The following is a 20,146-nucleotide window of genomic DNA, read 5'->3' on the forward strand; positions in this document are numbered from 1 at the left end:
GTGCCGGCGCGGCGCACTAGATAACCGGTGATCGCTTCCGATACAAGGCCCAATCTGCGTCTATTTCGGCTCGCGGCTTGACCTTGTAGACAGGTTCCGTTATGGACACGCGACCTGCGGCGTGGGCCAGTCCCTGCGCCGTTTGTCATTTAACCCTAAAGACTGACAAAAAGACGGCGCACCGCGAAGCGGTTCAAGCCGGACCGGACACCGAAAGGCAAGAAAAATGTTCGCAGTCATCAAAACCGGCGGAAAGCAATATCGCGTTGCCGCCAACGACCTCGTGCAGGTCGAGAGGGTCGTCGGCGAGCCCGGCGAGATCATTCAGTTCGCAGAAGTTCTGGCCGTCGGTCAGGGCGATGACGTTACCTTCGGCGCTCCCCTCGTGGAAGGCGCCGCCGTGGCCGCCGAGGTTGTCGAGCAGGGCCGTGGCAAGAAGGTCATCGCCTTCAAGAAGCGTCGCCGTCAGAACTCGCGCCGCAAGCGCGGCCATCGCCAGCTTCTGACCACGGTGCGCATCTCCGAGATCCTCACCGGCGGCGCGAAGCCCTCGAAGAAGGCCGCTGAAAAGCCGGCGAAGAAGGCAGAGACGAAGTCGGAAGCGCCCGCAGCGGCTGCTCCCCTCTTCACCGCTCCGGCCGGCGAGCCCGACGATCTGACCAAGATCAAGGGCATCGGCCCGGTTGCAGCCGGTCAGCTCGCCGAGCAGGGCATCACCACCTTTGCCCAGGTGGCCGCCCTTTCCGACGAGGATGTGGTGCGGATCGACGAAGCCATGCCGTTCAGCGCAGACCAGATCAAGGACTGGCGCGAGCAGGCCAAGGAACTGTCGAAATAAGCCGGAAGGCTGTTTGAACAACAACGCGCTAGCGCGCGGCGATAATTCAGGCGTCCTGAGGGGCGCAAAGGAGTAAGCAAATGGCACACAAAAAAGCAGGCGGTTCCTCGCGTAACGGTCGCGATTCGGAGTCCAAGCGCCTTGGCGTGAAGAAGTTCGGCGGCGAGAACGTTCTCGCCGGCAACATCATCGTGCGTCAGCGCGGCACGAAGTGGCATCCCGGCGTCAATGTCGGCATGGGTAAAGACCATACGCTTTTCGCCCTTATTCAGGGCGCCGTTTCGTTCGCCAAAAAAGCCAATGGTCGAACCTACGTATCGGTCAACCCGATTACGGAAGCCGCGGAATAGCCGGTCCGCTCACCAAATGCCGGCGACCCATCTCGGGGGCCGGTGTCTGGACAGTCCGGAAAAGGTTCAAAGGGGAGATGGGTCGCCATCTCCCCTTTTTATTTTGCCCGGAGGAAGAAAGATGGTTGCCGAAAGTGAAGAGGTCGAAAGCGAAAGTATAAGGATCGAGTGCCCGGTTCTCGTCACCGAGCGTCTCGTCCTGCGCATCCCGCGCGATGACGATGTGACGGAGCTGGTGGAGCTGGCCAACAATCGGCGCCTCGCCGAGATGCTGGCCCGCATGCCTCATCCCTATCGTCTGCAGGATGCCGATGCATTCCTGACGCGCGTGCGAAATGGCGGAATGAAGGGCTGTACCTATGCGATCACGCTTTCGGAAAGCGGCGCCTTCATCGGCTGTGCGGGGCTCGAGAACCGCGAGACGGGGCTGGAAATCGGTTACTGGATCGGTGAACCCTATTGGGGGAGAGGCTATGCCACGGAAGCGGCCCATGCCCTCGTGGACCTTGCCTTCCGGGCGACCGATATCGATCGGCTCAATGTTTCCTGCCGGGTGACCAACACGGCCTCGCGCCGGGTCATTCACAAATGCGGCTTCCAGTATGCCGGACAGGGCATGATGGATTCCGCGGTGGCCGGCAAGGTTCCCGTCGAGCGTTATCAGCTCGACCGCCGGACATGGGTGAGCCTCAGAAGCTGGGGCGCCTGACCGGCAATCGAAACGTGAGTGCGGGCGAAGCAGATCGTCCGCTCTCGCACTTCTGCGCGCGATGCTGTACAGGGTTGCCGCAGAAAGAGCTCGTCTCGCCTTTTCATGGAAAAGCGTGGGAGGATGCATCTCATTGTTTCTCCCCATTCGTGCGGGGGCCAGGTGAAACCGCCTGGCTTTAGAGTGCTCTAGGAAAGACGGCCGAACCCATGAAATTTCTCGATCAGGCCAAGGTCTATATCCGCTCCGGCGATGGCGGGGCAGGCTCCGTTTCGTTCCGGCGGGAAAAATACATCGAGTTCGGCGGGCCGGATGGCGGCGATGGTGGCCGGGGCGGCGATGTCTGGGTTGAGGCCGTGGATGGCCTCAACACGCTGATCGATTATCGCTACCAGCAGCATTTCAAGGCCAAGACCGGCATGCATGGCATGGGGCGCAACCGGACGGGTGCCAAGGGAGCCGATACTGTGCTCAAGGTGCCTGTCGGAACACAGGTCTACGAGGAAGACAACGAGACGCTGATCTGCGATCTGACGGAGGTCGGGCAACGCTTCCGTCTGGCTGCCGGCGGCAATGGCGGTTTCGGCAACCAGCATTTCAAATCCTCGACAAACCGCGCGCCGCGCCGCGCCAATCCGGGCCTGCCCGGAGAGGAGGCCTGGCTCTGGCTGCGGCTCAAGCTGATCGCCGATGCAGGGCTCGTCGGTCTGCCCAATGCCGGCAAATCGACCTTCCTTGCGGCCGTCACTGCGGCCAAGCCGAAGATCGCGGATTATCCCTTCACGACGCTGCATCCGAATCTTGGCGTCGTGCGTGTCGATGCACGGGAGTTCGTGCTGGCCGATATTCCGGGCCTGATCGAGGGTGCGCATCAGGGCGTGGGCATCGGGGATCGTTTTCTCGGTCATGTGGAGCGCACACGGGCGCTCCTGCACCTGGTCTCGGCGCGCGAGGAAGACCCGGCCGTGGCTTATGAGACCGTGCGTGGCGAACTCGAAGCCTATGGTCATGGCATCACCGACAAGACCGAGATTCTCGCGCTGAGCCAGGTCGATCTGATCGACGAGGAAACCCGCGTGGAAAAACAGGCGGCGCTTGAGGCGATTGCCGGTCGCAAACCGCTCATGCTTTCAGCGGCAACCGGCGAGGGCGTTCAGGAGGTGCTGCGCGCGCTTATGCGGGTGATCGAGGAAGAGCGCGCAGAAGAGCAAGCAGCCGACACGGTCGATGACCGGTGGCAGAAATAGGCATTCAGGCAAGACAATCATGACCCGTTCCGAGCTTAAGGCGCATCGGCGCATCACGGTCAAAATCGGCTCTGCGCTTCTTGTCGACCGCAAGACCGGGCTCAAGCGGGAATGGCTTTCCGCTCTGGTGGACGACATCGCCAAGCTGCGGGCAGCCGGTGTCGAGGTGCTGGTGGTCTCCTCGGGCGCCATCGCGCTGGGACGCACCATTCTGGGCATTGAGCGGCGCAGCCTGCGGCTTGAGGAAAGCCAGGCCGCGGCGGCGGTGGGGCAGATCGCCCTGTCGGCGGCATGGGATCAGGAATTGCGCAAGCGCGGCCTGAAGTCGGGCCAGGTTCTGGTCACGCTGGGCGATACCGAGGAGCGCCGCCGCTATCTCAATGCCAGGGCGACGATCTCCACGCTGCTCAAGATGGATGTGGTTCCCGTCATCAACGAGAACGACACGGTCGCGACCAGCGAAATCCGCTATGGCGACAATGATCGGCTGGCTGCGCGGGTTGCGACCATGCTGGGTGCGGATCTGCTCGTGCTTCTGTCGGATGTCGACGGTCTCTACACCGCGCCGCCGGCCAGCAACCCGGATGCCGAGTTCATTCCTGTCGTGAAAGCGATCACGCCCGAGATCGAGGCGATGGCGGGGGCGGCTGCATCGGAACTGTCGCGCGGCGGCATGCGCACCAAGCTGGATGCGGGCCGCATTGCCACGGCTGCCGGAACGGCGATGTTCATTGCTTCCGGCACGCGGCTTCATCCTCTGTCGGCAATCGATGAGGGCGCGCGGGCGACGCTTTTCATGGCGAGCGAGGCTCCGGTGCGCGCCTACAAGACATGGATCGCGGGTCAGCTTGAGCCGGCAGGCATGGTGACGGTCGATGAAGGCGCTGTGCGCGCGCTTTCTGCCGGCAAGTCGCTTTTGCCCGCGGGCGTGACGAGCGTGAGCGGCAATTTCTCGCGCGGCGACACGGTGGCGATCCTCGGGCCTGACGGTCGCGAGGCGGCGCGGGGGCTTGTTGCCTATGATGCGGCGGATGCCGTAAGAATTGCCGGGCTGAAAACCGGAGATATCGCCGAGGTGCTCGGCTATGACGCGCGCGCGGCGATGGTGCACCGCGACGATCTGGTGTTGTCATCCCATATACGGCAGGGCCAGACGGAACAGGCGGAGGGATAGATGTTGATGGAAAACAGGCAGGAAGGCGCGGATATTGCCGCGCTCATGAACGATATCGGCAAGCGCGCCCGCGCTGCAGCCGGTCCACTGTCCATCGCATCTTCTGAGCAGAAGAACCTGGCGCTTGCTGAAATGGCTGCTGCGTTGCTGCGCAACGAGGACAAGATTCTCGCTGCGAATGCGGTTGATATGGCGAATGGCGAAAGGGCAGGGCTTTCGCCGGCACTGCTCGACAGGCTCAAACTCGACATGGGCCGCATCGCCGGCATGGCCGACGGTATCCGCGCCATTGCGGCTTTAAAAGACCCGGTGGGCGACGTGATCGCGGCCTGGGAGCGGCCGAACGGGCTCTCGATAGAGCGGGTGCGCACGCCGCTGGGCGTTATCGGCGTCATCTATGAAAGCCGCCCCAATGTGACGGCGGATGCCGGTGCTCTCTGTCTCAAGGCCGGCAATGCGGTGATCTTGCGCGGTGGGTCGGATTCCGCCCATTCCTCCGCGGCGATCCATGCTTGCATGGTGGAAGGGCTTGAGAAGGCGGGGTTGCCCGCCGATGCGATCCAGCGCGTGCCCGTGACCGATCGCGCGGCCGTGGGCGAAATGCTCAAGGGATTGTCGGGAAATCTCGATGTGATCGTACCCCGTGGCGGGCGCAGCCTCGTGGAGCGTGTCCAGAACGAGGCGCGCGTGCCGGTTTTTGCGCATCTCGAGGGCATCTGCCATCTCTATCTCGACAAGTCCGCAAAACCCGACATGGCGGTCGCCATCGCGGTCAATTCCAAGATGCGCCGGACGGGCATATGCGGTGCGGCGGAAACCCTGCTGGTGGATCGTGCCGCAGCGGATGTGCTGCTTGTGCCCGTATTGACGGCGCTTGAGGCGGCAGGCTGCGAAATCCGCGGGGATGCGGAAGTTTGCGCACGTTTTTCTGCGGCCAGGCCTGCCGTGGACGAGGACTGGAGCCGCGAATATCTGGATGCCATCATCTCCGTGAAACTGGTCGACGGGGTGGGTGAGGCAATCAGCCATATCGGGACATGGTCCTCGCACCACACCGAAGCCATCGTGGCCGAGGACGATGCGGCGGTGGAGCGGTTCTTCAACGAGATCGATTCGGCGATCCTGCTGCATAATGCCTCCACTCAGTTCGCTGATGGCGGCGAGTTCGGCATGGGCGGGGAGATCGGCATTGCCACGGGCAAGATGCATGCGCGCGGTCCGGTTGGCGTCGAGCAGTTGACCTCGTTCAAATACCGCGTGCGCGGCAACGGCCAGCTGCGGCCTTGATCTGCGTTTCGCTATGAGCGGGGGGAACAGGCCAGTGGCCGAGCGCTATCTGCGCATGCCGTATGTGGAGAAGGGAATGGCCGTCGGACTTTTCGGCGGCTCCTTCAACCCACCTCATGCGGGACATGCGCTCGTTGCGGAGACGGCGCTGCGACGGCTTCACCTCGATCAGCTCTGGTGGATCGTGACGCCGGGCAATCCCCTCAAGAATCATCGCGAGCTTGCGCCGCTTGCCGAGCGGATCGCGCTTTCGGAGAAATGTACCACCGATCCCCGGATCAAGGTGACCGCCTTCGAGGCGCGGCATCGTATCCGCTATACGGCCGACACGATCCGGCTCGTACAGCACCGCAATCCGGGCGTCGATTTCGTATGGATCATGGGCGCCGACAGCTTACGCGACTTCCACCGCTGGGAACGCTGGCGGGAGATCGCACAGTCCATACCGATCGCCGTGATCGACCGGCCCGGAGATACGCTGGCATTTCTCTCTTCCACCATGGCCAAGACATTCGATCATGCGCGCATCGATGAGAACGATGCACCGGTCCTCGCGCATCGTCGACCACCCTCCTGGACCTTCATTCACGGACCGCGTTCCTCGCTGTCCTCAACCGCGATCCGCGATGCGGCGCGCGAGGTTTAGGGGCACGGTTTGATCGTGCGGCGGCTCCCTCGCCGCCCTATCGGGAATGGGCCGGGCAAAACATGTGATTGGCCCATGTCTTGAAAGTGTTAAGAGACTCTGCCTATCTAAAAGACGTCAGGCGGTATTAAGCGCATGACGAGCTTGTTCTTATGGGAAAGGAAAGACGCTGAGAACAGCACTTACGAAGAAGGCTGACATGATGCCTTCGCCGGCCGGAGCCAGCGGCAATCTGGTGGCCCGGGCCGTAGAAACAGCCATCGCGAGTCTCGAAGACTCCAAGGCGGAAAACATCGTATCCATCGATATCCAGGGCAAGTCGCCCCTCGCCGACCACATGATCGTGGCGTCGGGTCGTTCGCATCGCCATGTTGCGGCGGTGGCGGACCACCTGCTGCGTGCGCTCAAGGAAGCCGGTCTGGGCACGGCGCGCGTCGAAGGTCTTTCGGGCGCGGACTGGGTTCTGATCGATTCGGGCGACATCATCGTCCATATTTTCCGCCCCGAAGTTCGTGAGTTCTACAACATCGAGAAGATGTGGCAGGCTCCGGACCTGGAGGATGAGACGGTTCACTGATCGCCTGCCCGTAAGGGCGGCGGGACTTTGAGCCAGCTTTGCCCCCATGGGGCGGAGAGGCTGGAATGCGCGTTGGAATTTGCGCCGTGGGCCGGATGAAGGCCGGCCCCGAAAGGGATTTGGCGGGCCGTTATCTCGACCGTTTCGCCAAAAGCGGCCCGGCTGTCGGGCTGGAGTTTTCCGGCCTCAACGAGTTTGCCGAGAGCCGTGCGCGCGGCACCGACGAGCGCCGCCGCGAGGAAAGCCGCAAGATCAGGGAGATGCAGGCCGATGGCGCCGCGATCTTCCTTCTCGACGAGCGCGGGAAAAACCTGACCTCAGAGGCGTTCAGCACGGCCATCGCGGATTTGCGCGATCAGGGCCGGCGCCAACTCGTTCTGGTGATCGGCGGGCCTGACGGGCACGACCCGGAATTCCGCCAATCGGCCGAGCGTGCCATCTCGTTCGGTGCGCAGACCTGGCCACACCAGCTGGTGCGGGTCATGCTCGCCGAGCAGCTCTATCGCGCGGCCACCATTCTTTCGGGGCACCCCTATCATCGGGCGTGAGAAACGTCGCTCCATCTTCCCTCTGCCCCGCAATCATGCGGAGGGCGGACGATTTCAGCTTGATGCAAAATACTCAGATTGTTGACAGGTTGAAAAATACAACCGATGATTGATCTAAAGGCGCATCATGGTTGATGGTTCCTTAACGAAAGGGGCCTTAATGTCGCTCGTGGTTTCTTCCGGGAAAGACGAAGGATGATAAAGGCGCCGGATTCGGCAAAGCTTGGGTTCTCGTTGCGCGCGGCGCTGGCTGCGGCGCTGCTTCTGGGTTCGGCGCTTGGATCGCCGGCGCAGGACGGCATCGAGGTGCTGGAAAGCGAGCGGGAAAAAACCAGCGCGGAATATCAGGATGTCAATCGCGAGATCGAGCTTTCCCAGCAAAGGCTGGACGAGATCACGGCACAGATCGCCAGCATCAAGAATGACAACGCATCGATCACCGCAGCGCTGATCCAGGCGGCCAAGACCGAGCGCAAGCTCAGCGAAGACATCGACGAGATTTCCCTGCGCCTGACGACGCTGCGGCACGAGGAGGGATATCTGCGCGAATCGCTCCAGGCCCGGCGCGGTGTTCTTGCCGAGGTGCTGGGCGCTCTTCAGCGCATGGGCCTCAATCCACCTCCGGCCATTCTGGTGCGGCCCGAAGATGCGCTGGCTTCGGTTCGAAGCGCCATTCTTCTGGGCGCCGTCGTGCCGGAGCTGCGCGAAGAGACGGAGGTGCTTCTGGGGGACCTTCGCGATCTTTCGCGCATCGTCACTTCCATCGAGAGCGAGCGGGACAAGCTGCAGAAGACGGTGACCGAACAGGTTGAGGAAAAGGAGCGGCTGACGCTGCTGCTCGACGAGAAGAAACGCCTTCAGGACGAGGCGGAAAACCGCATGGCGGAGGAGCGCAAGCAGGCTGAGACGCTGGCCGCGCGTGCTGGAAGCCTGCAGGAACTCATCGGATCGCTTGAAACCGAAATCACGTCGCTGCAAACGGCTGAGGAAGAACGCAAGAAGCGCGCCAGCGAGCCAACTTCGCCTGAGCATCGGCTGGGAGAATCCGTGCCTTTCGCTCGCCGTGTGGGCGGATTGTCTTTGCCGGCTTCCGGCCAGTTCGCAGCGCGCTTCGGCGAGGATGATGACACGGGCGCTGCGCTCAAGGGCGACATTCTAAGAACACAATCGGGGGCAATCGTAACTGCACCAGCGGGGGCGACGGTGCTTTATGCCGGGCCTTTCCGTTCCTATGGTCAGCTATTGATACTGAATGCCGGCGACGGTTATCATATCGTGCTTGCAGGGCTGGGGAAGGTCAACGTTTCCCTTGGTCAATCGGTGTTGGCGGGCGAGCCTATCGGAACGATGGGTGAAACGCGGCTGGCAAGCATTGCAGGCCCGGTGGGCGAAGGCTCCATGCCGGAATTGTATGTGGAATTCAGGAAGAACGGGAAACCGATCGACCCCAAAGCCTGGTGGGCTCCGGGACACTCTGGAAGGACAGGAAATGAAACGTAACTTGTCGCTATTGTTTGCCGGCGCCCTGATGGGTGCGTCTGCGGTAACGCTTGTGCACAGCGTTGGCGGCTTCGCGGCAAACGCGGCCGGCTCCGACACCTACCGGGAACTCGCCATTTTCGGCGATATCTTCGAGCGTGTGCGCGCGCAGTATGTCACGCCGCCGGACGATAAGAAGCTGGTAGAGAGCGCCATTAACGGCATGCTCTCCTCGCTTGATCCGCATTCCTCCTATCTCAATCCCGAAGCCGCCAAGGACATGCGGGTGCAGACCAAGGGCGAATTCGGCGGGCTTGGCATTGAAGTCACCATGGACAGCGAACTGGTCAAGGTCGTTTCGCCCATCGACGATACGCCTGCCGCCCGTGCGGGCGTTCTGGCCGGCGATCTGATTTCCAAGATCGATGGCGACGAAGTGCGCGGCATGTCGCTCAACGATGCGGTCGACAAGATGCGTGGCGCCGTCAACACCCCGATCAAGCTGACGATCCTGCGCGAAGGCGCGGACAAGCCGATCGAGCTGACCATCGTGCGCGATATCATCAAGGTGAAGGCGGTGAAATTCCGCGCAGAGGGCGATGTCGGCTACCTGAAGATCACCTCCTTCACGGAGAAGACCTTCGACGATCTGATGAACGCCATCGACACCATCGGCAAGGACATTCCGAACGACAAACTGAAGGGCTATGTGCTCGACCTGCGGCTCAATCCGGGCGGTCTGCTCGACCAGGCGGTCAGTGTGTCCGACGCCTTCCTCGACCGGGGTGAAATCGTCTCCACCCGCGGGCGTGAAGCGAATGACATTTCGCGGTTCGATTCGCGGCCCGGTGACGTGGTCAATGGCAAGCCGATCATCGTATTGATCAATGGCGGCTCGGCGAGCGCTTCGGAGATCGTGGCCGGTGCGCTGCAGGATCACCGCCGTGCGACCGTGCTCGGTTCGCAGTCCTTCGGGAAAGGCTCGGTCCAGACGATCATTCCGCTCGGCGAGAGTGGCGCGTTGCGTCTGACGACCGCGCTTTACTACACGCCATCGGGTGAATCGATCCAGGGCAAGGGCATCACGCCGGACATCAAGGTCGACCAGCCGCTGCCCGAGGAATTGCAGGGGCGCGACCTGCGCCGTGGCGAATCGGATCTGCCGGGCCACATCAAGGGCGCTGAGGAGAACGACGAGGGATCGGGCTCCATCGCCTATGTGCCGCCGGATCCGAAGGACGATGTTCAGCTTGCAGCTGCACTTGAATTGCTGCGCGGCGAGAAAACAGATCCGGCCTTCCCGCCTAACCCTGACAAGGCGGTCATGAATCAGTAGAACAGGTGCATCGCCGGCGGGTTTCCTGCCGGCGATGACATCAGGGTTTCATGAAGGCCCTGCAGGATTTGTGACCTTGACGGTTGTCACGGGTGGGTATGACTTCGGGCAAAAAGGATATTGACCGGCCGCTTGGGCGCGATGCCAAGCCTTCCAGGAAGAGCCGTGGGCGCTCTTTCGGCAAGGGGAGCATTCTGCTTGGTCTTGCTGCCGTTGCAGTGGTTGGCGTTTCGCTTGCCGTTTCATTGCGTGAGCGTCCTTTCAGGACGCCGGTCCCGGTTGCGGTTACAGAGCCTGTCGAAACAACCACGGTGGCCGAGACCAAGCCGGAGGCGACCTCGGTGCGCACCGGGGCTCCAGACGCCGCCATCGTGAAGGTGACACCCCAGGAAAGCGAGCCAGCTTCAGGCAATGGCGTTATCGTCATTCGCGATCCTTCGGCGATGGGGCAGCACCCACGCCTTGCCCATCTGCCGGACCGCGCGCTTATCGAGGAATCGGAGGCCGGTCCTCTGCCGGTGCGCCAACCGGGCGGGCGTCGGCCGTTCGATGTTTATGCACGCAGCTGGTCGGGCGCTCGGGGCGCCCGCATTGCAGTTGTGATCGGCGGGCTCGGGCTTTCGCAGACGACGACGCAGCGGGCCATCGAGGCGTTGGGGCCTGAAGTAACGCTGGCCTTCGCGCCCGCAGGCAACAGCCTGTCGCGGTGGATGCAGACGGCGCGCAAGGCCGGGCACGAGATCATTCTTCAGGTTCCGATGGAACCCTTTGGGTATCCGAACGAGAACCCCGGGCGTAACACGCTGACCGTCGATTCCGGCGAGGGACAGAATCTCAGCCGTTTGCGCTGGGCGCTGTCGCGAATCACAAACTATACGGGCGTCATGAACTATATGGGCGGGCGCTTCACGGCCGATGAGGGCGCGCTTGAGCCGGTCATGGAAGAGCTTTCCAAACGGGGCCTGATGTATCTGGATGACGGCACCTCGGCGCGCAGCAAGGCGCAGGATCTGGCCAGCAGTCTCTCGGTACCGTTTGCTGCGGCCGATGTGCTCATCGACCCCATCGGCGGAAACCGCCGCCCGGCCCCGGCAGATATTTTGAAGAAACTCGATGAACTCGAGCGTATCGCGCGCGCCAAGGGCTATGCAATCGGTACGGGTTCAGCTTTCGACGAGACGATTGACACCGTGGCCGGATGGGCCAATGAGGTGGCCGGGCGCGGCATTGAGATCGTGCCGATTTCAGCCGTCGCCTTCGATCCAGAGGCGCGGTGAAACAAGGCGGGGCCAATCGACAGAATGAGCAAGAAATCAGGTGAACTCCCCTACCGGCCGTGTGTCGGCATCATGGTTCTGAATGGGGATGGACTGGCCTGGGCCGGTCGGCGCATTGTCAACGAAGGAACGGACGAGCTGTCGGGTTCAACACGCCTGTGGCAGATGCCGCAGGGCGGTATCGACAAGGGCGAGGAACCCCGCGATGCCGCCTATCGCGAGCTCTACGAGGAAACCGGCATGAAAAGCGTCGCGCTGCTTGCTGAAACACCGGACTGGATCACCTATGATCTGCCTGAGCATCTGGTGGGCGTTGCCCTGAAGGGCAAGTATCGCGGGCAGAAGCAGAAATGGTTCGCTTTCCGCTTCGAGGGCCGCGACAGCGAGATCGCCATCAACCCGCCACCCGGCGGACATGAGGCGGAGTTCGACGCCTGGGAATGGAAGCCGATGCTGGAGCTGCCGGAACTTATCGTTCCTTTCAAGCGGCCGGTCTATGACAGCGTCGTCGCCGCTTTCCGGCATTTGGTTCCGTAGATTGGCGGGTACCCTTCATCCCGCCCTCGTGGTTCGACAAGCTCACCATGAGGGCGGGATGAAGGATGAAGGCACGACCTCGGGATCAGGAGGAATGCGTGGCAAGACAGGCGGCGCGCCGCCTGCTTGCCCGTCCGCGTGAGGCCAACAGCGAACGGTCAGGCCTTCTTGTTCTGGCGATTGTCGATGAGGTCGTCGACGACGGCGGGATCGGCGAGTGTCGATGTGTCACCAAGCGCACCGTAATCGTCCTCGGCGATCTTGCGCAGGATGCGTCGCATGATCTTGCCGGAACGGGTTTTCGGCAGGCCGGGCGAGAACTGAATCTTGTCCGGTGAGGCGATGGGGCCGATCTCGTTGCGCACATGCGTGACCAGCTCCTTCTTGAGCTCGTCCGACCCCTTAACTCCGGCCATCAGGGTGACATAGCAATAGATGCCCTGGCCCTTCACATCGTGCGGGTAGCCGACCACGGCGGCCTCGGACACCTTGTCATGGCTGACGAGCGCGGATTCCACCTCCGCCGTCCCCATGCGGTGGCCGGACACGTTGATGACATCGTCCACGCGGCCCGTGATCCAGTAATAGCCATCCTCGTCGCGGCGGCAGCCGTCGCCGGTGAAATATTTCCCCTTGTAGGTGGAGAAATAGGTCTGGATGAAGCGCTCGTGGTCGCCATAGACGGAGCGCATCTGACCGGGCCAGGAATCGGCGATGCACAGATTGCCGCTGGTCGCACCTTCCAGAATCTTGCCGTCGCCATCCACCAGTTCAGGCTGAACGCCAAAGAAGGGGCGGGTGGCGGAACCGGCCTTCAGGTCGGTCGCGCCGGGCAGCGGGGTGATGAGGATGCCGCCCGTCTCCGTTTGCCACCAGGTGTCGACGATGGGCGACTTCTTCTCGCCGACCACGTTGTAATACCATTCCCAAGCCTCGGGATTGATGGGTTCTCCCACGGATCCGAGAATGCGCAGCGACTTGCGGGAGGTGCGGGTGACGAAGTCGTCGCCGGCGCCCATCAGCGCGCGGATCGCGGTGGGCGCAGTGTAGAAGATGTTGACCTTGTGCTTGTCGACCACCTGCCAGAAGCGGGAAGCATCCGGGTAGTTGGGTACGCCCTCGAACATGAGGGTGATGGCGCCATTGGCAAGCGGGCCATAGAGAATGTAGCTGTGGCCGGTGACCCAGCCCACATCGGCGGTGCACCAGTAGATGTCGCCTTCATGATAGTCGAAGACGTATTCATGCGTCATCGAGGCGTAGACCAGATAGCCGGCCGTGGTGTGAAGCACGCCCTTGGGCTTGCCCGTGGAGCCGGAGGTGTAGAGGATGAACAGCGGGTCTTCCGCTTTCATCTTCTCCGGCTTGCAGTCGGGCTTGGCCTTTGCCGTCTCCACATCGTACCAGAGATCGCGGTCCTCGAACCAGTTGATCTTGCCGGCCGTGCGACGGACCACCAGCACATGGCGAACCTTCACGCCCGCCTTCTCGGCGATGGCGATGGCCTTGTCGGTGTTTTCCTTGAGCGGAATCTTCTTGCCACCGCGCAATCCTTCGTCCGCGGTGATGACGAAGTCCGACTTGCAGTCCTCGATGCGGCCGGCAAGCGAGTCGGGCGAAAAGCCGCCGAAGACCACGGAATGGATCGCCCCGATACGCGCACAGGCGAGCATCGCGTAGGCCGCCTCGGGGATCATGGGCATGTAGATGGTGACGCGGTCGCCCTTCCTGACGCCGCGCGACTTCATCACATTGGCAAGACGGCACACATGCTCGTAGAGCTCGCGATAGGTGATCTTGCGGTCGTCATAGGGATTGTCGCCTTCCCAGATGATCGCCGTCTGGTCTGCGCGCTTCTTCAGGTGGCGGTCGATGCAGTTGTAGGCGACGTTGGTGACGCCGTCCTCGAACCATTTGATGGAAACCTTGCCCTTGAAGGAGGTGTTTTTCACCTTGGTGTAGGGCTTGAACCAGTCGATGCGCTTACCGTGCTTGTTCCAGAATTTCTCCGGGTCCTTGATGCTGTCCTTATACCACTTCAGATAGGTGTCGTTATCGATCAACGCGTTCTTCTTCCACGCGGATTTCACGCGGTGAACATGCACTTCGGACATTTGCTCCTCCCGGTATGCGCTCGCTGGAGACCGGGCACGCGCTGAACGGCGCGGGGCCTCCTGGCTCGCGCGCATTATTACCATTCTGTTGTCGTCGACAACATTAGACATTGGGTGGCGGCAAAAAGTGACGCGAAAATGCGACATGGATTGTGTTAGCACTTGTCGTAAATCGCTGCTAACATTCTGTATTTAAATAATAAATGATGGCTTTTAAGCTAGTTTACCATGGACCATCAAGTCCTTTCCCTGCAGAATTTCCCGGTGGCTTGAACGCGATTCGGAAAGGCAAGGCATGCAGCATGCGAGCGAATTCGAGCTGATGCTCAAGGGCTACGGGATGACAACGGCCGAGTTTCTGTACCACATGCCCGATCATCCTCATCTCCTGCAGAGTTTCATCTGGCAGGACTATGATCTTGCGCCGGATTTTCCGGCGCTTCATCGCTTTATCGGTTTCTGGAAAGCGAAACTCGATGGGCCCTTGCATTCAGTGGTCTACACGCATCGCCGTCTCATATCGGCGAGCGAGTGGCGCAGCGTGAAGGGTGAGCTCGCCCTTCACTGAGAACCGGCGTCGTGAAGGCAAGGTGCCGAAGGTTTTTCGCAACCCTCCGGCACCTGTCCTGTTTTCAAACGGCGGGCGGGTTGAGCTGTGCGAAAGCTGCCTGCCGGCGATAGGGGAAGTAGGGGTAAGGGGCATCCACCAGACTTGCCGCGTCGAGGCGGGCGACCTGCTCTGGAGTGAGCGACCAGCCGATGGCACCGAGATTCTGCCGAAGCTGTTCCTCGTTTCGGGCTCCGATGATGACGGATGAAACGCTCGGGCGCCCGATCAGCCAGTTTATGGCAATCTGCGGCACGGTCTTGCCCGTTTCGGCGGCCACTTCCTCAAGCGCGTCGACAACACGATAAAGCAGTTCGTTTGGAACCGGAGGGCCGAAGCTCGCCGTATCGTGCAGGCGGCTCTTTTCGGGCAGTTCTTCACCGCGGCGGACCTTGCCGGTGAGGCGGCCCCAGCCGAGGGGGCTCCAGACCAGCGCGCCCAAACCCTGATCCAGGCCAAGCGGCATCAATTCCCACTCGTAATCCCGACCGACAAGCGAGTAGTAGACCTGATGTGCCACATAGCGTTGCCACCCGTGGCGATCGGCAGCGGCAAGGGACTTCATCACCTGCCAGCCGGAGAAGTTGGAAATGCCCGTATAGCGGAGCTTGCCGGTGCGGGTGAGGTCATCGAGCGTGGACAGCACCTCCTCGACCGGTGTCGCGGCATCGAAGGCGTGAAGCTGGAGGAGATCGATATAATCGGTACCAAGCCGTGCGAGGGCCGCATCGACGGCGCGGATGAGACGAGCGCGCGAGGTGCCTGCTTCATTTGCCCCGTCACCCATCGGCAACGCGGTCTTGGTGGAGATCAGCACCTTGTCGCGCCTGCCCCGGATGGCCTCGCCGAGCACTTCCTCGGATGCGCCGTCCGAATAGACATCCGCGGTGTCGAAAAGATTGAGGCCGGCCTCGAGGCAGATGTCGATCAACCGTCGTGCTTCCGTGGCGTCGGTGTTTCCCCAGGCGCCGAACAATGGGCCTGTGCCACCGAAAGTGCCGGTGCCGAAACTCAATACGGGTACCTTGAGGCCGGACGCCCCCAGATTGCGGTATTCCATTGTCATTCTCCTTGTGTGTCGGGGTGAGACAGATTCAGTGTGCCTGCTCGCATGCGGGAGATGCGATGCGGGACGGGTGACCGAGGCGTCGGGCGAAGAGGGCAGTTGCAAGGGCTGCCAGCGGAACGAGCCCTGCAACCCAGATCACCGCATCGAGACCGGGACCCTTGTCGATCACCGTGCCGCCAAGCCAGGCGCCGATGGCGTTGCCGAGGTTGAAAGCGGCTATGTTGAATGAGGAAGCGAGGCCCTGGCCTGCGCCGTCGGCCTTTTCCAGTACCCACATCTGCAGGGGTGGAACCGTTGCGAAGGCTGCGGCGCCGAACAGGCCGATGGCAATTACGGCCGCGACCTTGTCGTGCATGGCAAAGCTCATGGCGAAGAGGACCGCCGAAAGGGCGGCGAGCGAGCCGAGCATCGCAGGCACCAGCCGCCAGTCGGCGAGGCGACCGCCGAGAAGGTTTCCGGCGATCAGGCCAGCGCCAAATACGAGCAGCACGGGGGAAACGGCACTCTCCGAAAAGCCGGTGATCCGGGTCAGGATCGGAGCGATGTAGGTGAAGGCGGCAAAGACGCCGATCCAGCTCAGAACCGTAGTGAGGAGGCCAAGCAGCACTTGTGGGCGGCGCAGAACGGCAAGTGAATTGTCTTCGGCCTCCTGGCTTTGGGGAGCGTCGTCGCGCGGCACGAGCAGGGCGATGACGGCAAAGGCTGCAAGGCCCACCAGCGTGACAGCCAGAAAGGTGGAGCGCCAGCCGAACGCCTGTCCGAGCCAAGTGCCGAACGGCACACCCAGAATGTTCGCCACGGTCAGGCCGGTGAACATGACCGCGATTGCCGAGGCTTTGCGGTCAGGGGCTACGAGCCCGGTGGCGACAAGCGAGCCGACGCCGAAAAATGAGGCATGCGCGAAGGCCGTCAACACTCTTGCAGCCATCAGTGACCAGTAATCGGGCGCCAGCGCACAGGCGAGGTTGCCAAGGGTGAACACCACCATCAGCGCCAGAAGCAACGTCTTGCGTGACCAGCGTCCGGTCAGGGCGCCGAGGATGGGGGCGCCGACAACGACCCCGAGCGCATAACCGGAAATGAGCAGGCCAGCTGCGGATATGGTGACGTCCAGATCGGCGCTCACCTCCAGAAGCAGGCCCATGATGACGAATTCGGTGACGCCGATGCCGAAGGCACCGGCGGTGAGCGCGTAAAGGGCGAGGGGCATATCTTGTCCTTGGTCGTGATGGCGCCGGTGACGGGACCGGCCTTCAAGGACTAGATGGACCTCACGTCACTGATGAAATAGATTGCGATAATTCAAAACACCTGGGATTTGATTTCAACAATGCCGCGCACGGACATCAATCGTTCCGGAGAGATGGAGGTTTTTACCCGGGTGGTGGAGCTGCAGAGCTTTTCGGCTGCGGCGCGTGACCTGAAAATGACGCCCTCGGCCGTGAGCAAGCTCATTGCCCGGCTGGAGGCGCGGCTGGGGACGCAACTTCTGCGCCGTTCCACGAGACGTTTGCAGATAACGCCCGAAGGCAATGCATTTTACGAGAGCGGGCTGCGGATTCTGGCGGATATGGAAGCGGCCGAGAAGGCCGCTGCAGCCGGCGCTGCGCCGCGCGGACGGTTGAAGGTCAACAGCAACGTGCCTTTCGGCCAGCACAGGCTGGTGCCGCTCGTGCCTGCCTTTCAGGAGCGCTATCCCGAAGTCGCGGTCGATCTTGTACTCACCGACCATGTGGTCGATCTCCTGGAAGAGCGTGCCGATCTTGCGATCCGCGCGGGGCCGCTGGCGGATTCCAGTCTCATCGCGCGCAAGTTGGGGGAGACGCGCATGGTGCTGGTGGCTTCACCCGCCTATCTTGCCAGACACGGCAAACCGGACGTTCCGGCCGATCTGGAAAAGCACAATCTTTTGGGTTTCTGCTTTTCGCGTATGCACGAAGGCTGGCCGTTTCTTGGAAAGGACGGGCAACCGTCTTCCATCAGCCCTTCGGGTCGCTCGCTTGTCAGCGACGGAGAGACCATGCGGCTGATGACGCTGGCAGGGGCGGGGATCGCTCGGCATGCACTCTGGCATGTGGGGGCGGATATCGCCGCTGGAAGGCTGGTTCCTCTGCTGGAGGCCTTTAATCCGGGCGATGTGGAGACGGTCCACGCCGTCTATGTGGGGCAGGGGCCGTTCCTGCCTGCCCGGGTGCGGGCGTTCCTTGATTTTCTCGTGGAGAGAATTCAGCTGGAATGAAGCCGGCTTATTTCTTTTGTTCAAGCCCTGACCTCCCGGGTGTATGATGCGACTTCGCCGAAACGGTTTCGAGGAGGCGGAAATCGGGAGGAGTCAAGCGGGCTCGGGCTCATCCCCTGGGGCAGGCCTTTATAGGCAAAAGGGGTTAAACATGAACGGATTGGCAAAAATCTGCTGGATTACGGCGCCCATCTACGCCGTGCTTGGAATGATCTTCGGTGTCGTGATGGCGGCGTCGGGCGACCATACGCTGGCGCCCGCGCACGGGCATCTCAACCTGCTCGGTTGGGCGACCATCGCGCTCTACGGCACATTTTACACGCTCGTTCCCAAGGCGGCGGAAAGCCGCGTTGCGAAATTGCAGGTTCTGTTGGCCGAGCTTGGGGTTCTGGTCATCGTGCCGGGCATCGCCATGGCAGTGATGGGGCAGGGCGAAGGGCTCGCCAAGGCAGGCTCCCTGCTGATACTTGCGGGAATGCTTTTATTTGCAGTGACGGTGATGCGTTCGGTGGGAAGTGGGCCGGTGCGCGCCTGATTTTCATCGCTGATGCGGCGGAGCGCCGGGATCTTTCCCAGCGCTCTTTTCATTCGCGCTCGATCTTTTCCCATATGGCATCGACGATCCATTGCATCGCCGGAACAATCTCCTTGCGTTCCATGTGGCAGCTGTCGACGCCTGAAATGAAAAGCTCGGGTCCCACAACCAACGCCAGCATGCGAATCAGCTTGCGCCGCTGTTCCTTCTCCAACTCCGTGTTCTCCAGCGCTTTTTCCAGGAGGCCGAAGCGACGGCCGCCACGCCGGTAGACGCGCTCGGAGCCCGTCGACAATGCATTGGCGCTGTCAAGCAGGGTGGCGGCCAGAAAGCGCCGAAACTTCACCTCATCGTTTTCAACGATGCCGAACAGGAGTTCGGGAACACGGTGCAGTCGCTCGCGCACGTCCGCCCCGGAAAGCTGGGCGAAAAAATCATCTGTCGCAGGCATCGCCGCATCGAAGCCTGCTTCAAGGATCATGGTTTCGATATTCGGATAATAGCGATAGGCCGTGGCGCGTGACACCAGCGCCCGGTCGGCGACTTCCTCCATGGAAGGCGCGCCACCCTTTTCGAGAATCTCACGCAGAGCAGCCAGAAGCGCGCGGCGGGTCCGCAGGCGCTGGTTCTGGCGCTTGTCGGTCGGCGGCTTCATCTTTTCAGTTGACATTTTTTCTCCTTGTGAGACAAAATCTCATTATAAGAACATGTATAGCACCGGTTGGGGGCAACCATCAATGACAATCCTGGAAATGAACGGCCTGACGGGGCCGGGCTTCGTGCTGGGGCATCGCGTGACGCTGTTGCCGTCGCCCGAAACGTTCTCGCTGCTTGAAGTCATCACGGATCCCGGCGTGGCGGGGCCGCCCATGCATCATCATCCCGATTTCAGTGAGTTCTTCTACATCTGCGAGGGAACGCTCGATGTTCTCCTGTCGGGCGGACGCAAGAGGCTCGATGCACGCATGGGGCTGAGCATCGGCCCCGGTGTGGCGCACAGTTTCATAAATCCCGGCGACCGGGCGGTGCGTTTCATCACCGGGTTTTCACCACGCGGTTTCGAAGCATTCTTCGAGGCGGCGCGGATACCGGCGCACGAACCCGCCGCGCAAAAACGCTCAATGGCCGCCGACCGCCTCGAATGGGTGGCGCGGCATGGCCGATCCTTTGGCATGATCATCTGTGAGGACTGAATGAACACCCTTTCCAAAACCTGCTGGCTGGGGGCGGCGATCTATGCGCTTCTGGGCATGATCTTCGGCATTGTCATGTCGGCATCCGGCGACCACACGCTTGCTGCTGCCCACGGACATCTCAACCTTCTGGGCTGGGCGTCGCTGGCATTGTATGGTGCTTTCTATTCACTTTACCCGCAGGCCTCGATGGGCCTGCTGGCGCGCGCGCAGGTAGCTCTAGCGCATCTGAGTGTCATCGTGCTGACCCCAGGCATTGCCCTGGCTGTCCGGGGAGAGGGTGAAACCCTCGCCAAGGCAGGCTCCATCCTCGTGCTTTTATCCATGGCGGCGTTTCTGGCGGTTGTCGCATTCCAGACGCGCCGCGCGGTGCGGCCCGCCTGA

22 protein-coding genes are annotated in these 20,146 nt (G+C 61.7%); 18 read left to right on the top strand and 4 right to left on the bottom strand.

All coding sequences use genetic code 11. The annotated features are described in order from the left end of the window. Positions 1-226 precede the first annotated feature (226 nt). The 13 genes from rplU to NA8A_RS12535 all read left to right on the top strand — a co-directional run bounded on the left by rplU (position 227) and on the right by NA8A_RS12535 (position 12,005). Entirely contained in the window at positions 227-838 is a 612-nt protein-coding gene (rplU, locus tag NA8A_RS12475) for a 50S ribosomal protein L21 (RefSeq protein WP_009450662.1), read from the top strand. 80 nt (positions 839-918) lie between these two features. Beyond that, on the top strand, positions 919-1,188 hold the full coding sequence (gene rpmA / locus NA8A_RS12480; RefSeq protein ID WP_009450663.1) for a 50S ribosomal protein L27: 270 nt from the start codon (positions 919-921) through the stop codon (positions 1,186-1,188). Positions 1,189-1,309: 121 nt separating this feature from the next. Beyond that, entirely contained in the window at positions 1,310-1,897 is a 588-nt protein-coding gene (locus NA8A_RS12485) for a GNAT family N-acetyltransferase (protein WP_009450664.1), read from the top strand. A gap of 209 nt (positions 1,898-2,106) precedes the next feature. After that, positions 2,107-3,144 (top strand): GTPase ObgE, encoded by a 1,038-nt coding sequence (gene obgE, locus NA8A_RS12490; RefSeq protein ID WP_009450665.1) that lies wholly within the window; start codon positions 2,107-2,109, stop codon positions 3,142-3,144. Between the two features lie 19 nt (positions 3,145-3,163). After that, positions 3,164-4,318 carry a glutamate 5-kinase gene (gene proB, locus NA8A_RS12495; RefSeq protein ID WP_009450666.1) on the top strand — a complete coding sequence of 385 codons (1,155 nt, stop codon included), beginning with the start codon at positions 3,164-3,166 and terminating at the stop codon, positions 4,316-4,318. Between the two features lie 6 nt (positions 4,319-4,324). Continuing rightward, positions 4,325-5,605, top strand: a complete 1,281-nt coding sequence (locus NA8A_RS12500) for a glutamate-5-semialdehyde dehydrogenase (RefSeq protein ID WP_420864577.1) — start codon at positions 4,325-4,327, stop codon at positions 5,603-5,605. 55 nt (positions 5,606-5,660) lie between these two features. Then, complete coding sequence (locus NA8A_RS12505; RefSeq protein ID WP_040672573.1) at positions 5,661-6,251, top strand: nicotinate-nucleotide adenylyltransferase; 591 nt, start codon at positions 5,661-5,663, stop codon at positions 6,249-6,251. 202 nt (positions 6,252-6,453) lie between these two features. Further along, a complete protein-coding gene (gene rsfS / locus NA8A_RS12510) occupies positions 6,454-6,828 on the top strand; it encodes a ribosome silencing factor (protein WP_040672574.1) in 375 nt (124 codons plus the stop codon). Between the two features lie 65 nt (positions 6,829-6,893). Further along, positions 6,894-7,376, top strand: coding sequence for a 23S rRNA (pseudouridine(1915)-N(3))-methyltransferase RlmH (gene rlmH / locus NA8A_RS12515; RefSeq protein WP_009450670.1), 483 nt, complete (start codon positions 6,894-6,896; stop codon positions 7,374-7,376). A gap of 195 nt (positions 7,377-7,571) precedes the next feature. Next, the gene (locus NA8A_RS12520) at positions 7,572-8,876 is read left to right on the top strand and encodes a murein hydrolase activator EnvC family protein (RefSeq protein WP_009450671.1); all 1,305 of its coding nucleotides are present in this window, start codon (positions 7,572-7,574) and stop codon (positions 8,874-8,876) included. Continuing rightward, a complete protein-coding gene (locus tag NA8A_RS12525; RefSeq protein ID WP_009450672.1) occupies positions 8,866-10,191 on the top strand; it encodes a S41 family peptidase in 1,326 nt (441 codons plus the stop codon). Before NA8A_RS12520 ends, NA8A_RS12525 begins: the two co-directional genes overlap by 11 nt. Positions 10,192-10,289: 98 nt before the next feature. Then, positions 10,290-11,468 carry a divergent polysaccharide deacetylase family protein gene (locus NA8A_RS12530; protein WP_009450673.1) on the top strand — a complete coding sequence of 393 codons (1,179 nt, stop codon included), beginning with the start codon at positions 10,290-10,292 and terminating at the stop codon, positions 11,466-11,468. Between the two features lie 24 nt (positions 11,469-11,492). Further along, positions 11,493-12,005, top strand: coding sequence for an RNA pyrophosphohydrolase (locus NA8A_RS12535; RefSeq protein WP_009450674.1), 513 nt, complete (start codon positions 11,493-11,495; stop codon positions 12,003-12,005). Between the two features lie 158 nt (positions 12,006-12,163). Here NA8A_RS12535 and acs read toward each other — a convergent pair whose 3' ends face one another. Next, entirely contained in the window at positions 12,164-14,119 is a 1,956-nt protein-coding gene (acs, locus tag NA8A_RS12540; RefSeq protein ID WP_009450675.1) for an acetate--CoA ligase, read from the bottom strand. 295 nt (positions 14,120-14,414) lie between these two features. On the opposite strand from acs, the gene NA8A_RS12545 reads away from it, so the two are divergent. After that, positions 14,415-14,687, top strand: a complete 273-nt coding sequence (locus NA8A_RS12545) for an usg protein (RefSeq protein WP_009450676.1) — start codon at positions 14,415-14,417, stop codon at positions 14,685-14,687. A 64-nt stretch (positions 14,688-14,751) separates the two neighbouring features. Here the strand turns inward: NA8A_RS12545 and NA8A_RS12550 are convergent, their stop codons facing one another. Together NA8A_RS12550 and NA8A_RS12555 are read right to left on the bottom strand one after the other, a co-directional pair. Beyond that, positions 14,752-15,786 carry an aldo/keto reductase gene (locus NA8A_RS12550; RefSeq protein ID WP_009450677.1) on the bottom strand — a complete coding sequence of 345 codons (1,035 nt, stop codon included), beginning with the start codon at positions 15,784-15,786 and terminating at the stop codon, positions 14,752-14,754. 34 nt (positions 15,787-15,820) lie between these two features. Then, entirely contained in the window at positions 15,821-17,005 is a 1,185-nt protein-coding gene (locus NA8A_RS12555; protein WP_009450678.1) for an MFS transporter, read from the bottom strand. Between the two features lie 120 nt (positions 17,006-17,125). Between NA8A_RS12555 and NA8A_RS12560 the strand changes: the two genes are divergently transcribed. Together NA8A_RS12560 and NA8A_RS12565 are read left to right on the top strand one after the other, a co-directional pair. Next, positions 17,126-18,034, top strand: a complete 909-nt coding sequence (locus tag NA8A_RS12560; protein ID WP_009450679.1) for a LysR family transcriptional regulator — start codon at positions 17,126-17,128, stop codon at positions 18,032-18,034. Positions 18,035-18,185: 151 nt separating this feature from the next. Further along, positions 18,186-18,569 (top strand): hypothetical protein, encoded by a 384-nt coding sequence (locus tag NA8A_RS12565; protein ID WP_009450680.1) that lies wholly within the window; start codon positions 18,186-18,188, stop codon positions 18,567-18,569. 49 nt (positions 18,570-18,618) lie between these two features. Here the strand turns inward: NA8A_RS12565 and NA8A_RS12570 are convergent, their stop codons facing one another. Further along, positions 18,619-19,239, bottom strand: a complete 621-nt coding sequence (locus NA8A_RS12570) for a TetR/AcrR family transcriptional regulator (RefSeq protein ID WP_009450681.1) — start codon at positions 19,237-19,239, stop codon at positions 18,619-18,621. Positions 19,240-19,306: 67 nt separating this feature from the next. Between NA8A_RS12570 and NA8A_RS12575 the strand changes: the two genes are divergently transcribed. After that, on the top strand, positions 19,307-19,762 hold the full coding sequence (locus tag NA8A_RS12575; RefSeq protein WP_009450682.1) for a cupin domain-containing protein: 456 nt from the start codon (positions 19,307-19,309) through the stop codon (positions 19,760-19,762). Next, entirely contained in the window at positions 19,763-20,146 is a 384-nt protein-coding gene (locus NA8A_RS12580) for a hypothetical protein (RefSeq protein ID WP_009450683.1), read from the top strand.

Source organism: Nitratireductor indicus C115 (assembly GCF_000300515.1).
Taxonomy (GTDB): domain Bacteria; phylum Pseudomonadota; class Alphaproteobacteria; order Rhizobiales; family Rhizobiaceae; genus Nitratireductor; species Nitratireductor indicus.